Genomic DNA, 16,024 nt, shown 5'->3' with positions numbered 1-16,024 from the left:
TTCCTTAGTTAAACGTTAATACTCTTGTTGGTTGATAGCGCATTTTTCTGCTCTAAAGTAAATGCAACATCAGGGTTTAGCTTGACCTCAGATAAGTAGTGACCTAAACAATTACTTCTAGAGTCTTGCTCTTTTATATTTTCTTTTGACTCAGCACGAGGTTTATAACAAGAGGCAAGAATATATTGGTGCATAAACTCAACGCCATAACTTTGAATGTAGTTATGTAGCGCGCTATTTGATTTTCGTTTCTTTAATGTTTCAACCCAAGCTAATAGCGGATTCCCCTGAAGAATATCCTGAATTACCTCACCTGAAGGAGGGCTTTCTAATAGTTCTAAACCTTTTATTAAACCTGACTTGTAATTATCTGCGTAATATTGAAGTGCTATTTTTCTAATATTATCGGGATCGACATCTGTTTCTTCTGTTGTGCTAACAAACTCTTTTATTTGTATCTGCAAGGGTTTTGTCGTGCCCGAACTTGATAGAATCACACGTCCAGGCTCAAGATTAGATAAAAAGCCTTTTTGCTCATCAGTTAACGCCATAGTATTCCCAACAGCTTCTTTATCATCTTGAGCAAAAAGTTTATGAATAATTTTTGTATTCGTATTTTTTAAAACTTCTGGTGTTAATTTATTTGGAATTTGGTCAACAATTATTAGTGACTCTCCATACTTACGCACTTCTGCCAACATATCAGAGAAGGTCTCAACACCTTGTTTTTTATTCGAGCTATCTCCTGCCTCAAATTTAGATAATAACCTATGCGCTTCTTCAATTAATGTAATGTGTCTAAACTTTTCACCACGTTTACGATACTCTTCGTGATTAGCACGTATAGCTTCATTTAGATTAGCTAAAACAAATCCCATTATTAAAGACTTTTCACTTGGGTTGCGTATCTCTTCAAGTTCTAGAATTACATTACGTTTAGCTAAATCTTTAAAGTTTATAGACCGCGGTGTATTTAGCATTTGGCCTTTAGAGCCTATCAGTAATCCTTGTAAGCGGGCTTTTATTGACCCTACATAATCCTGTTTTAACCTATCATCAAAGCCTTGCTCACTTACAACGACCTCCGTCATATCAATTAATTCTGCGAGTGTAGGGAACGCATACACACCAGGCGCAAATGGGTTTTGATAATAGCTATTTTTAGAGTTAGCGATATTCCAACCTTTCGCTTCATAGCACCGATAAATAGCAGCTTCGATTAATTGTGGTATAGCTGCTTCCATGTCAAAAGCCGACTCTATGCTCGCCTTTATCATATCAACTCTAGAGGTAATATTTTCATGAGGGAAAAACTCAAAAGGATTGAGCCTGAAGGGCGCAACACTGTCATTACCCAAGGTAAAAATTAAAATGCTTTTATCTTTTTTTGTTAGTACTCTGTACTCTGTTTTAGCTGGCTCAATAACTAAAAATGGCATTTGAGCTGAGTGTAATAATCGATGACAAGTTGTCGTTTTACCACTTCCAGTAACACCCGCTATAAACGTATGTTTGTCTAGGTCACGCTTATCTATGCTCACCTCTGTTCTTTGCTTTAAACCACTTTTAACTAAGTTACCCAAAAAGAGTTTGTTTTCATCACTGGCCTGTTGCGTCATATTCAAACCAAACTCAACTTCTTCTTTTAAAGTTAACCCCACGACTTCTTTTTGAGGTAAGCCAGCAACAACACTCAATTCATTGGTAGAGAGCCAATTACATAAGTATCGATTGAAAGGATTTTTAGAAAGCAAAAGATTTAATTGATGAATATTTTTATCACTTTTCGCTACATCAGCGCTTGCTGCTTGTATTACAGGTAATTGAAAATTCTTTAATGTAGAAATTTCATTTTTAACGGTCAATTTTTTAAGTTGTAAAGGTGACTTATTTGCCTCTTCACCCGAAAATATTGATTTTGCAGTATTTCCTAACTTTAAAACACTGGCCTCAGAGTTAGATAATAAGTAAATATTAGACAAATAAAGTCCTTTATTTTTGCCTATTTGAATACGCTTTAATAATACCTCATCAATATAACTCACCCAGTCCTGTAATGTTTTATCGGAAAACTCTCGAGATTCACTAGATGAGCTACCTGTTTGCTCCGATGTATTTGTTCCTCGGTTACTGCCTGTAGCCGTTGATTCTGAAGTACCTTTAGTCGTACTTTCATTACCATTTATATGACGATTGTGGTCGCTCTCAGAAAAACCTGATGATGACTGTTTACTGCCTTCAGTGTTATTGGTCCCTTTGTTTGTTGTAACCGATTTACCGGTATTAGTTGTTATAGATTTACCATCATTTGTACTGGTTGTTTTAGTGGTACTAGAACCTTCCGAGGCTCCTTCAGTCTTAGCCTTATTTGTTCCGTCTTGAATACTTTTTTTAGACAAAGGCAATAGTTTGTCATAAATTTCATGTAACTGTCCTTCAAGTTCATTTACTTCAGCCAATGAAAGTGGGTCAGCCAGAACAGCCAAGCAGAATCTATCGCCACTCATTATATCAACCAATCGGTCAACACCTTGAAACTGTTCGTTATCTTCATGAACACTTGGTACACCTTCAAGCTTGGAGACTTTAGAAAAAGCATCAACGTCGCTTTTAACTTGCTTTCGTTCATATTTATCGAGCTTTTTAACTATGCTTCCTCTAAAGTTTCCCTCTAAAGATGGCTTTAAAATACTCTCGCCTATATCGTCAACATCAAGCGATAAATCCCCTTTGTAACGTTTATCTTTTGCAATACCAAATAAAAACTTAACACTTTCTCCATCGCCAATGAGTAAATAAAGAAAAAGAATGCCTTCAATATTTAACGAATTTAAAACATTCTCAAACGCCTCTTTCCGAGGTAGATCTTCATCAAAGGTAACTTCTTTTATGTGATAAAGTGAAAATTCATGCTCAGCTAATACAAATGGCTTTTCGATTGCTGGTACTTGCACTTTTCCATCATCACTATTTGCTTTTAAAAGCTCAACAAGCGATTTTTTTATCCTTGCCACTTTAAAAGTCCTTCATTACTGATTGTTCAGCTTCTTGTTGAGTCATAGATGGTTCAGCATTTTTATAAGCACTAACCAAGCAATCACTATGGCGTTTGGTTTCATTCAATGATAATTGGCCGTCACTGTATGCTTCTATTTTCTCTATACTTAAGCCACTGTTTGAATATGCTTTAGCAATCTCAAAAACTACTTTTGAACCTAAACCAATTTCAGCCACGTTATTTAAAAATGGTAAAGAGATATCGGTCTTTAATTCAGTATTTAAGGCTTGCAGTAAAATGGCACTCCCTATCACCTGACAAGCTAAAACATCTGTTAGCTCATCAGGAAGAGTTACTTCTGTTACATCATTACGTAAGTAATCGATATAATCATTAATTTGATTAAAGTCTTCAGGTGCTTTATCTGCTGAGATAGCTTTAGCGCCTAGTTCATTAACGCTTTCATTCGGTTTAAGAACGCTAGATGCAATACTTACTTTCTCGATAACTTGAACCACCTTAGGTAAGTTTTCACCTACTATTTTTAATACCATAGGTGCGGTCCTAGCTATCATTGGCCCTAGGGTCGTCGCTAGTTTACTAATTGTTGTTATTATCGTCGGGATAAGGGGGGGAGCTAACATAATCTTCCTTAAATAATTAAAGCTCTAGGCTTTGAGGTTCATTTAGATAAATATTCTTCTTAATATCAAGCTCATCAGCTATGACGTACTCAATCTGAGTAGGTGATGTAATTCTTATAAACACCATTGCATCATCATCTGTCAAATCAAGTTTGATACTCTTCTTTTTAATACTGTCATCTGAGGCAAGTACATTTCCAGTACTTGAAGTAGGTTGTTCTGAGTAATATAGTTCAAATTTTTGATACCCTGCATCAATAAACTCTATCCATTCATTAAACTTATTTTCGCGGTCAACAATAGGTTTAAATCTACCCTTCCTATTTTCGCCTAAATAATATTTAAAACGAATATCCTCACCATTAACATTACGGTCAATAACCTTAATATTGCCACCTTCTCGTGATTCAATTAGACCAAAAGCAACGCCAGTTTTGCACGTTGGCTTTTCTATATTCATTTTATCTGCACCAAGTGGTGCAAATAATTCAAAATGGCTTTGCTCATCAGTTCCTATTTCCTCATCTTGTAACACAATGTGCTTTTCAAATAATGATGTAACAAAGCTTGATTGGCTTGAATTACCAGCCAAAAATATATTTACATTTTCTATGTCATTAAGCTGTGCTTCACTGTGGCTAAATGCCAAACGCAAAGCATCAAAAAAGTTTTCGACCCCACGTTCAATTCGATTTGAAAGCAATTGCCTTAACTCTTCTTCATCAACAACTAAGTTAAAAGCAGAATGCTGAATACCACTACTATCAGTTAGTGTAATACTTAAAGAGTCTGAAGAATCAATACTGAAGTCTTCATGCTCCTCCCAAAATGGACGTAACGCGATACACAACTTCTTAGTATTGTTTTTGGCTTCTTGTGAATAACTTAATAACTGCTCACTTCCTGGAAACGCATCTTTTTCAGGGTGTTTCTCAAATTGAATCCCTGCTTCTAAAAGTGCAACTTTATTTTTCTTAAATACTTCAAACGCCAAAAGCTCAAGTAAATTCTCGCCCCCTAAAAATTTGTCTCCTCCCGCCCCAAAATGCTCTATCACATAGTCAAATCGGCGCTCTTTGGCACCTTGCGCCTCTCTAAAAATACCAAAGTCAAAATCTGTGGTACCACCACCAAAGTCAAATACACCATAAAAAATACGCTCATCGTCTACAGGGTCAAAATTATGAGCTTTAAATGCTGTTAGTGCGTAAGCTGCAGGTTCGCTTGTGCCTTTTGTTACTGTTAACTGCTCAATGACATCAGCTCCGAGCTCACTGGGTAGAGATTTTTTAATGCCTCTTTCAAAGCTATCGATTATTTTATCCCGCACTGGCATTTCATAAGTCACGGGGAATGAGAGTATGTAATCCATAAAAATGCCGTTATTTAAGTTGTTAATATACAAACCTAAAAAGTAGGCATAAATTTCAATCGGGTTAAAGTCACCCTCTGTAAGTTCTAAAAACGGTGGTAAGTCAATCACTTTACCTTGTTGACCAACTACTTTTAATTTTCTGTTTTTATCGCCTGCCCACTGTTTTATTTCATCTAAAAATGTATTGAATTTACTAGAATCCGTTCCTTCCATTGCATTTTTTGCTGTATGTGAAATTGTTAAATCTTGCCAGCGTGTATAAGGCTTGTTGGCTTTTTCACTATATGCAGAAATAAACGCGTCAAGGTCTCTAAATTCCATAATGGTTGGGTTTTCATAATGATGAGCTTGTATATCTTTGCTTAAATCCCCTGTTCCAATACGCATTGGATGTATATTCACATTATCTTTTTGATACACCACAACAGTACTTTTTGTGCCAAAGTCAATTGCCACAACACCATCATTAATACTCGATTTTGGATCTCGAGCAACCATAGGGATGGGTAAGTCAATTACTTGCCCACCATCACTCTCAAGCCTCTCAGTCCATAAAGACCAATGACCAAGCTCGGTATCTTCTAGTATTTTTTTTTGATAAGGGGCAATATCAGCACGAATAAAGTCATCTAAAAGCAATGTGTTAGTTATATTTTTATGTATAAGTTGTTCTAAAATCTGTGTTTTATCTCTAAGCTTTTCAACCGCCGCTTTATTGTTGTAATTTAGCGCAACAATTAAAGCTTTATACAATTCATTATCTTTGAGCTTAAATGGAACAAAGCCATTGTATATAGCATTAATAAACACTCCTTTACCGCCATTCTCAGCCACATTTCTCTGAGGTAAATACGGTAAACAATATCCCCCTCTGTCATCTTGTGACCAGTGACAATCATACCCTTGAGTCCTAGAATCAATTTTATAAAGATAGTATCTATCTAGATAAAAGTAGCCACTTGTAATTTTAAAAGGTGTATTTGATAAATTAGTTAAGCAATTTAAAGTTGATAAGCTTGGCACATCCCATACATTAAACGCATCTTCAACCACTGAATTTATAATTTCGATAACATCCGCATAAAGTTCCCCAGAACTAAACCTATCATTCTTATTGAATTTTTTTATTGTATCTTCGCAAAGCATCCAAAAGCCTTTAGCATCCTTATCGAAGAAAATATCACCTTCAAAACTGACCCAACGGTTTGCGTAGAATTCACTCTCAACAATTGAATAACATGAATTTAAAGCTTTAAGTAATGGCTTATTTTTATTGGCTTGACCATTTATGAACGCAGCAATTTCTTCTTGCATTGTTGTACCTGAATTCGCCACCATGTTCTCAAACGACGCATCCAACCCTTTTTGTTGTGCTTCTTTATTTGACAGTGTCCATTGAGAAATTATTTTTGTATCCATTGTTTATCCTTAACTAAATTTTGATCCTGAAATAACCTATTTAACAGTTACATATTGCAGAAATTTAAGAGAACTAAACTGCTAAATAGGTTACTAAAATTTTAATCCGAGTTTATTTTCACAAGCTTGTAAATAACCCCTTTTACAAGTTTGAAATACATCACACAGTCTAAAAACTTGAAATAAAACTAAAAAGTCAAAGCAGCTCTAACTATTAAAACTGCAACTCTAGCCATACATTAACCAACGTCTAATAAATTTACATTATTTTTAATCTAACATAATCGAGGATATTTAATTCAGCTCTCTCTATCAGAGTTGAATAGTACTTTGGACAAACACTTTTTATCGTATTTGGGAGTAAAACATCTGACTTAGGAGCAACAATCTCACTCCAAAGGCAATTTTTACAAATTTGTTTAAATGGCTGTGGTTTTTTTGGCATAGCCCCTCCTTAGGTCAACTTTAAAAAATCATAATCAATAAAGCTATACATGAAAAATGGTGTAGAAAATAAAGTAACAGGTGCGAACTCTATCGTTTGCTTTTCTTTAAATGAACGGAAGTTAGTAAATGATAACTTACTTATTCTCATCGTTTTTCCTTAACCCAATAATATTTATTTCAGTAATACTGATTTTTCAATATTGCCTTCACTATTAAACTTAAGACTCATTCTCAATTCATCTTGTTTAAATATTTCTAGGTGTTGTTCAATTTTTTCTTTTTGTTTAGCCATTAAATTCAGATCACTGAGTAATGAGTGTGAGATTAAAGCAGCTGTATTATTTATATTTTCAGATCGCGTCTCTAAAGTTTCTGTAGAGTTAAATAGTGACCCTTTATCTTGAAAATATTGAATAGATTTTTCTCGACATGCAACCACATACTTTTTAACTAATTCTTTCCAATCTGCTTCTTTAACATCCATTCTTGTATATTCAGTATTTTTAGGATCTAAATAACCAAGGATGGCGATAGACATATTGTTAAATTTCATTAATAAATCGTAATCTCTACCAATAGATTCAACTTGCTTTACTCTATTTTTAAAGTCTGCATAAGTTGAGCTTGTACCGAAATTATCAGCATCGTCCAAACATTCAATTTGCTTGATTAAATAATTAAATTTATCAAATACAGACGAAACCCACGCATGGGAGTCCTTAATATTGGCTTCTATGTTGACTTTAATTGAACTACCTAAGCTTTCAGGGTTATTGTTCTTTTCTATAAGTGCAGCAACTTGTTCATAATATGAAATAGCTCCTTTAATTTTAGCTGTATCTAATACCTCTAAATGCTTACTAATATCACCTAATGAAGAGTTAATAGCTTTTAAATTTTTGCTTATATCAGCTAAATGAGATTGTGCAACTGCAATGCTAGCTATATGAAAAGCGCCTGCCGCAAATTGTTTTACTTTTCCTCCTTCAACAATACGACCTTTGCCCACTATTTTTTTTGTCTTCACATCAATTACATCAGCTAGTCTCTCGTTGGTTTTTGTGGTCATAATTGTATATTTACCAGCATCTAAACCTTTTTGTATGTCTGCTTTAAACGCCAATTCAATTGTCCTATTAGGTATAGACATACCAGCTTTTGTTGCATCAGCTAAAAAGTGAGTTGCCCAACCATTCATCGCACTGTCATTAGTAATATCAACAGAGTTTGTAGGAAGTTTATAGATTTCGTGAGCAGTAATTATATTATTTCCTGATGAGTCTATTACTTTAAAATTAGAAGCAATATTTTCATCTTGCCCATGTTTAAAACCATCTACTTCATCCGATTCCCCAACATCAGAAGCTAATTTAAGGGTACCTTCTCTTTTCGTTTCTTCTTTATCGAATTTATAAGACTTAAGTTTTTTATTTTCGGTGATCAAATAAATCATTAAAAATAAAGAAATAATCAAAATAACCACAATAACAATTACATAAATATTCATAAAAACCCTTGCGTGTATAAATGAATCAAACTCTAAAGTTTGCCTGCGAAAGCTTTTTGGCTTAATGAGTTGAATAATGAATTTCCATTTTCTTTGTGCTCTGATGAACCTTCAGTCAATTCATTCAATCGCCTAACTATAGAATCATATTTAACTTGCAGACTCAAAGGAACTAAAGGAACTGGAATGCCTTTTACAATCCCCATATTCAAACCGGCCATAATCGCACCTTTTGTATTAGTGGCTAAATATTTCTGACAAACTGGATGATATAAGAAATATGAATGTAGGAAACTAGGTAAGCATTTATCTTTATCTAAAGTGATACAGCATATGTGTTTAGTATTAATTGAAGTAGGTATATCTTCAGGTACAACTGCACATCGGCCACAAGTGCCCATAATAGTTATAATTACATCATCAGGTTTGACTGTATATCGCTTTAATTGTTGATACTTTTCTTCTGTAATGAACCGCTGTTTTCCCCACTTAAACTTATTTTCAACTGCGTTATCAATACCTAATACTGCAATACCTTTTTCAACAAACTCACTATGCAATAACTGGCTACCGAATGGCCCTGTTCTCATACTCCCTTTTGTCCTTTCAGCTACTTTTTCAACAGTAGTAATTTCCCAACCTTTCGTCTGAGGATCGCCGAACATATCTAGGAATACGCTGCGGAGGAAGTCGTCGGCGAGGTCGATGGCTTGTTGGCGTTTGCGGCGCACACTGTCGGCTTTATCTAAAATAGCGGCGATACGTTTTTGTTCTTCGAGTGGTGGTAGTGGAATTTCAATTTCTTTTAAAACAGATACTGAAGCAACATTCTTAATTGCAGCCCCATGAGTGTTTCCATTTAACACAAATTGGAAAGACTCACTTTCCAGCCAATACTTCAGGAATTTAATATCAACTTTGTCAGAAGGAGTTAACTTTAGCAGTGCTTGATTTATAACACCCACTTTAATATTCTCTGGAACGATAGCGATTTTACCCATCGTTCCAGAACAGCTCATAATTAGGTCACCAGCATTTAGTTTGAAACGCTTCAACTCATTGAATTTATCTTCATCTATAAAATATCGAATATCTTCAAATTGATTGTAAATAGCATGCTGTTGCTCATAAACCGCATAACCATCTTCAATAAAACAATCCTTTTTAAGTGCTCCACCAAATGGGCCGCGAACAAAATGGCAGACTTCTCCAAGCTTTACCTTTGGCCAACTCACAGCATCGCCTCCAGCTCTTTAAGATCAGCCAATATCTCATTTTCCAATGACACTAACTTGCCCAAGATTTCTTTTGGCGGATCGTACTGCTCTTCTTCATATACCACTTCTTTGTAGCGGTTAATGGAAAGATCATATTTATTTGAAGTGATATCGTCTTTACTCACCCAAAACGCCTTTTGGGTTTTATCATTTGCTTCGGTTTCAGCTACAGCTTTATCACGGGCTTTAAACTGGGCAACCAAATCTGGCAAATCGTTATCTTTAATCGGTGTGCGTTTATCATCGAGCGAGAAGCCATCCGCTTGCACATCATAAAACCAAACATGGTCGGTAGTACCACCTTTGGTGAAAATTAAAATCGCCGTTGATACACCCGCATAAGGTTTAAATACTCCGCTAGGCAAGGATATAACCGCTTCAAGCTGATTATTATCGACTAGCAATTGTCGCAGTTGTTGGTGCGCTTTGGATGAGCCAAATAATACGCCGTCGGGCACGATAGTGGCTGAGCGACCACCCACACGTAACATGCGCTCTATTAAGGCGACAAACAGCAACTCGGTTTTTTTGGTTTTTACTTTACGAAGTACCTCAGGGCATACGTCTTCTTCGTCTAAGCTGCCTTTAAATGGCGGGTTGGCAAGGATAATGTCCATGCCTTCTTTTGCCTCGTTTGGAAAGCGCTCAGCAAAACTTTGGCTTAGGGTATCTTGGTAGTGTATGTCGGGCTGTTTTATGCCATGCATCACGAGGTTCATGGCGGCTACACGCAGCATAGTGGCATCAAAGTCAAAACCGTGGAACATATCGGTGTCTATATGTGTACGCTGCTCTGGGTCGATTAAATCGCCTGAGTACAACAGGTTTTCTAACGGTTTGCCGTTGCTATCAAGTAATGGATTGCCGTCTGTATCGTATAAAGGCTCGCGCTCAACCCCTTCCGCTGAGGTGTATTTTTCTAGCAGAAATTCGTAAGCGTTAGTTAAAAAGCCACCGGTTCCTGTTGATGGGTCACAAATGCGGCTAGTTATACTTGGATCCATCATTTCGACCATTGCACGAATAATATGGCGCGGTGTTCTAAACTGGCCGTTAATGCCTGCAGTGGTGAGCTTACTTAGCAAGTATTCGTATAAGTCGCCTTTGGTGTCGGAGTTTTCAAGTGGCAGGTCGTTGACCATTTCAACCGCTTTAACCAATAGCGACTGCTTTTGGATCATCAGTTGCGCATCTTTCATAAACTCGTTAAAAATTGCGCCCTCGGTTGACTCGTCATCCCCTGCTTTTGAAAAGTATGGGAATAGCTCATCTTTCACTAATTTATAAAGCTCCTCGGCCCCTAAATGGCGAAAGTTTTGCCAACGTAAGTGTTGCTCGTCATCATTAAAACGGCGGGTAAATGGTTTATTGGTACGTGCACTGCGTTTTTCGTCAGCTTGCTCGCTCATATCAAGCATACGGGCGTACATTAAAAAGGTGATTTGCTCTACAACCGTTAACGGGTTAGTAATACCACCGGTCCAAAATTCTTCCCAGAGTTTATCGATTTTGCTTTTAAGTTGACCTGTGATCATTAATATTCAATTCCTAATGCTTTTATATGTTGCTGCGCAGTTTGAAAAATAGGCTTAAGGCTGTAATTGCTTTTCTACTGCATTAATTTTGGTGCCCAATGGTACATTAAATTGCGCAATAAATTGCTCAATTACGTCGGCTTGTTGTTCACTAAATACGCCATCGAGCCCCATATCATGAACTTGAGTAAATGGCGCATCGTAAAGCTGCTCAATATTAATACTGCCATAGCGAACAAGGTGATTTTTTAACATGCCAATAAAGCGCTGTTGTTTGGCATTCATGTGCGTGTGAGTTTGTTGCACAAATTCTGTAAAGCTTTGCTCAATTGCCAGCTTATCCATACCCACTATAGTGCGCAGTATTTTATCTAGGCTCGCTGTTGAGTCAGGGAAAAATTCTTTCAGTGTATTTAAGTCAACACTGGGGTTTTGGGTGTGAACTAGTGAACTTAACTGAGCAAGATCAGCCTCTGTTACGGGCTCTCCGGCACGAATTTTTTTCAATACAGCATCTGTTTCAAATAGTGGCGCAAGAGTTTTTTCTACTTCTTGGCGGTATATCTGATAATCAATCGAGACTATTTTTGTTAGCCTGTCGGTTTCGTGTATTTGATTTGAATCTTCTTTTATATCAAGCACAAAGTCGCTTGTTGGCGGCGTCACGCTTTTATTTCGTAAATGTATAATACTGCGTAAATCAACACGGCTTTGTTCAAGTGCTGTATGTGTTAAATATTGCCAATATTGATCTGTTTGGATCTCTGCTATTGCTGGTGCTTTTGCACGCACTTCGTTTAAGTGCATTTGTAGCGACTCAACTTTAGCCATGACATTTTGCTTTGCTAGATCAATTTGACTTGTATCAGTTAATAATAATGTTTGAATAACAGTTATTTCGCAATCAAGTTTATAGGCATCACTTTGCCCCATAATATTGCGCCATTGCATTAGTGGTGCAACTTTTTCAAGTAAATCACTGACTGTATTTGGTGTAAATTGATTTAGGCGTTTTAGGTCTTTATAGGTTTCTACTACTTGCCAATTATCGCGCACTGATATTGATTCCATTGGTAAAGAATTAATATCTTGGTGAAGTAACGATATAGTTTGATCAAACACATCCATATTGGCTTTTTTAAGCGCTGTTTGTGCGAGGTTTATGCGCGTTTCAAACAGTTTATGCAACAGTGATTTAGCTTGTTTAACGTCTTCTTCTTCTGGGTTTTCGTCAAAGTATTCAAAGTTTGCCCAATGATCAAATATTAAGAAGTGTGTTTTATGCTTACCTGGGCCATATAAGTGCTCACATAAGCGTGTGCCTCGACCAATCATTTGCCAAAATTTCACTTTTGATTTTATTGGCTTAGCGAACACAAGATTGACACACTCAGGAACATCAATGCCAGTATCAAGCATATCTACCGACACAGCGATACGAACACTATTTTCGTCACTCGATTTAAAATCGTCTATTAGTTCTTCGGCACGTTCATATTTTGAATGAATAACGCGGCAAAAGTTAGCACCATGTTGTGGGTAAAGTTCGCTAAACAATTGTGCTAAAAGTTCTGCATGAGCTATGTTACGGGCAAATATAATTGTTTTACCTGGTAGCTGCCCGTCTTTGTCACGTAGACCTTTTTCCATCAGGTTACGCAGTATTAGCCGATTGGTGTCTTTATTTTTAACGGCTTCGTCTATTTGTTTTGCATCAAAGTCAAGCTCGTTAGGGTCTATACCTTGATCTTCTAATTGTGCTATTTGCTCATCAGTAAGATTGTCTTTTTTAATACCTTCTCGTAAAAACTGTGTGGTGTAACTTACAATTTTGTAAGGTACTAAGTTACCTTGCTCTATAGCATCCTCAAGGGGATAGTTAGCGGTTGGTAGTTTGTAATCACAACCAAATAAATCACAGGTTGAACGCGATACCATTTCAACAGGTGTAGCGGTTAAACCAACTTCAAGCGCATCAAAGTATTTAAAAATATCACCATAAATATTGTAAATTGAGCGGTGTGATTCATCAGCGACAATAAGGTCAAAAAAACCCACATCATACTTGTTCATTATGCGAAGCATACCCGGATAGGTAGCGATAAATACACGTGCACTACCAGCACTGCTTTTAGCGCTTTTACCAACAATGTGGACTGGTTCATTAGTAAATTCAGTAAATGCGTTGCTTGCTTGTTTACGTAACTCTTTACGATCACATAAAAATAATACCCGTTTTGCCCAGCCAGCATCGAGCAAACGTTTAGCAAGAGCAATAGAGACACGAGTTTTACCTGTTCCTGTTGCTTGCACTATCAGAGCTTTGCGGTGTTTATCATTAAAACGCTCACACACCCGAGTTATTGTTTCAATCTGATACAAGCGCCCCGCTACATTGGTATCGATAGGTGTTTTATTTAAGTCTTTTTTAAGTGCGCGTTGCTTGATTAAATATTGCAAAGAGTCTTTAGAATAGTAACTATATAAGCCTCGGCTATTATAGCCTTGTGCATCGTCGAGTATTTTAATGTCCCAACCATTCGAGTAAAAAATAACAGGGCGCTGGCCATATTGCTTTTCTAAAGCATCAGCGTAGAGAGTCGCTTGTTGACGACCCTTTTCAATATTTTCACGAGATCGTTTTGCTTCAATAACAGCAAGAGGTTGACCATCGTTATCCCATAAAACGTAATCAACATAACCAATACCTGTTGGTGTTGGTTGCTCACTCACTTTTACTTCTTTGCCAACTTCTTCTGTTGATTCATCATCAAGTGCAACATGCCAGCCTGCATTACGAAGATCTAAATCAATAATTCGTTTACGTGTTTCGTCCTCGTTAAAATCAAAGCTAGAACTAACTATTTGCTTATTAAGATTTTGTACTTGTTTTAGTTTTTCTTGATTGATCGCTTGCTTTAGCTTTGCAGCTTGCTGTTGTGCTAATTTTTGTGCAAGCTCTGCAGCTTCAAGCTCATCTAGAGCACGCTTTAAACGAGCTTGGTTCTCGGCTAATTGCTTTGTAAGCTGTTTGTTCTTTTTAGCAAACTCAGCATCACTTTGATTACTTGGCTGAACTTGTTCAGGTACTTTAAACACTGGACACTCTTGTTGAGACCCTTTTGCATAAGCCATAAACAAATAAGAGGCAATAAAATAGCTTTCTTTTAATATCCATATAGCTTGCTGTTGATCTACTCTACCTTGATGGGCAGCTTGATTACCACTTTTACGAATTGCATGGAGTTTATCCGTAATTTGTCTTGGCACTACGCTTGTAAAGTCATCGGTAGTGAGTTTATCGAATATATTAGAATTTGGTAAAACAGGCAGGCATAACTCTTCATATAAAAAGCCAACAACTTTCTCTGCAAAGCAACGCAATTTTACCAATGAGCTTTGAGGATCGCTGATAGCATACTCTTCAGCAAATGCTGCAAGTTGGTGTAATTCAGGCCATCGTTGTTTGATATGTTCAAAGTTCATTGAGTGTTTCATTGTTGCTAATCCCTTTTTCATACTACTTGCTTGTACTATTTTTATACTTTTACAAGCTTGTAAAATGCTATACCAATTCTATTTTTACTTTGCCATTTAGTGCATTAACTTGATAGATAGTCCCACCGTCAACGGTGGTTGAATCAATTAACAACTTTTCTGCTAACTCAATAGGCAAGGCATTATTAAGTTTTTTATTAATTCGGCTACGAGTTTGCTGAACAAGCGTTTTTTCCATTGGCTTTAGGCCACTTAAGTTATTAATTTTAAAATCTTCCGGCTCGATTCCAAATGTATCACGAAACACTCGTAAGTCAGTACCTACCCTAGAAAACTGAGTTAAGTAAGCCTCTGAATAACTTGTTGTATCTTCAAAATAACGATCAACATTGAGTTCGTACTGATCAAGTAACCATAAGTAAAATGCCATTTCTTTTGCCGTTAAGCTTATATCAATCCCCGCGAATGTTAACTGCTTAGCAGAAGGGTTTATAACTAATGAAATTACTCTTGAGTTGACTGTATTAAGACTTGCTACTGTTTTACTGAAAGATACATTTTTGATACTGGTAAGCACAGAGTTATCAATTAGGTTACGCATGCGAACATAAGGTATGCTCGTTAAAGTAATATTGGCATTTTTGCAATCGACCGATTTCCCTGCTTTATTTTTTACAAACTTTGAATGGGGTGTCGGGTACCAAAAGTCTTTTAGAAATTCAAAGCTCTCATCTACAAATACATGACTTAGAGTGTCTTGCTCACGCCCAAAGAGAGACATGGCATATCCTAAGTAAAACGCCATTGTTTTACGTCCACCTGCAATTGATGCATGTATTGCTGTATTCTCAAGCTTGGTTAACTCATCTACCTTACGGGTTATAAAATCTGCCATATAGACCTGATCAACCTCAGTACTGGCATCAAAAACAGGTTGACCATTTTGATCTTCAATAAGCCAAATATTTTTCTCAGAAAACTCAATCTCTGGCAATTTGTAGTCTGTTAATAACTGTTGAAAATGACCTTGGTTGAATAGCCCATCTACCAGCAAAGGTTTGGCACTTTCCGTTGTGATGACATAGATTTCGTTTGGCAGACTTTTGCCTTGCTTATGGATAGCAAACAAGGTTTCTGTAAGTACTTGAGGACTAGCCCCTGTGATGATGAGTAATATGTGTTTCATTCAATTTCCTTTTGATGAAACTGAATAATATCTGAATATTAAATAAAATCAAAAAGTATGAGACGAATGCTATTTTTATGATTTATTGACGATGTATGTTTTGCGAACTTTCTCTAATACTTAAATTTAAAAAAGGAG

General features: G+C 36.5%; 9 protein-coding genes. All 9 read right to left on the bottom strand.

The features are described 5' to 3' along the window. Positions 1 to 8: 8 nt before the first annotated feature. Positions 9 to 3,014 carry an ATP-binding protein gene (locus AOG27_RS13740; RefSeq protein WP_200909103.1) on the bottom strand — a complete coding sequence of 1,002 codons (3,006 nt, stop codon included), beginning with the start codon at positions 3,012 to 3,014 and terminating at the stop codon, positions 9 to 11. A gap of 1 nt (position 3,015) precedes the next feature. Then, positions 3,016 to 3,552 (bottom strand): hypothetical protein, encoded by a 537-nt coding sequence (locus AOG27_RS13735; RefSeq protein WP_200909102.1) that lies wholly within the window; start codon positions 3,550 to 3,552, stop codon positions 3,016 to 3,018. A gap of 106 nt (positions 3,553 to 3,658) precedes the next feature. Further along, positions 3,659 to 6,436: a hypothetical protein gene (locus AOG27_RS13730; protein ID WP_054553574.1), complete on the bottom strand. Its 2,778-nt coding sequence runs from the start codon at positions 6,434 to 6,436 to the stop codon at positions 3,659 to 3,661. 454 nt (positions 6,437 to 6,890) lie between these two features. After that, entirely contained in the window at positions 6,891 to 7,031 is a 141-nt protein-coding gene (locus AOG27_RS21525) for a hypothetical protein (protein WP_161804353.1), read from the bottom strand. A gap of 24 nt (positions 7,032 to 7,055) precedes the next feature. Further along, positions 7,056 to 8,390, bottom strand: coding sequence for a hypothetical protein (locus tag AOG27_RS13720; RefSeq protein ID WP_054553572.1), 1,335 nt, complete (start codon positions 8,388 to 8,390; stop codon positions 7,056 to 7,058). Positions 8,391 to 8,422: 32 nt separating this feature from the next. Beyond that, a complete protein-coding gene (locus AOG27_RS13715) occupies positions 8,423 to 9,625 on the bottom strand; it encodes a restriction endonuclease subunit S (protein WP_152967147.1) in 1,203 nt (400 codons plus the stop codon). Next, the gene (locus AOG27_RS13710; protein ID WP_054553571.1) at positions 9,622 to 11,202 is read right to left on the bottom strand and encodes a type I restriction-modification system subunit M; all 1,581 of its coding nucleotides are present in this window, start codon (positions 11,200 to 11,202) and stop codon (positions 9,622 to 9,624) included. Before AOG27_RS13710 ends, AOG27_RS13715 begins: the two co-directional genes overlap by 4 nt. Positions 11,203 to 11,256: 54 nt before the next feature. Next, positions 11,257 to 14,700, bottom strand: a complete 3,444-nt coding sequence (locus AOG27_RS13705; RefSeq protein WP_054553570.1) for a DEAD/DEAH box helicase family protein — start codon at positions 14,698 to 14,700, stop codon at positions 11,257 to 11,259. A 67-nt stretch (positions 14,701 to 14,767) separates the two neighbouring features. Then, positions 14,768 to 15,886, bottom strand: coding sequence for a CRISPR-associated ring nuclease Csm6 (gene csm6 / locus AOG27_RS13700; protein WP_054553569.1), 1,119 nt, complete (start codon positions 15,884 to 15,886; stop codon positions 14,768 to 14,770). Between the last annotated feature and the right edge of the window lie 138 nt (positions 15,887 to 16,024).

Source organism: Pseudoalteromonas lipolytica (assembly GCF_001306915.1).
Taxonomy (GTDB): domain Bacteria; phylum Pseudomonadota; class Gammaproteobacteria; order Enterobacterales; family Alteromonadaceae; genus Pseudoalteromonas; species Pseudoalteromonas simplex.
The sequence above is the reverse complement of the archived record's forward strand: the minus strand, read 5'-3'. Positions and strand labels throughout refer to the sequence as shown.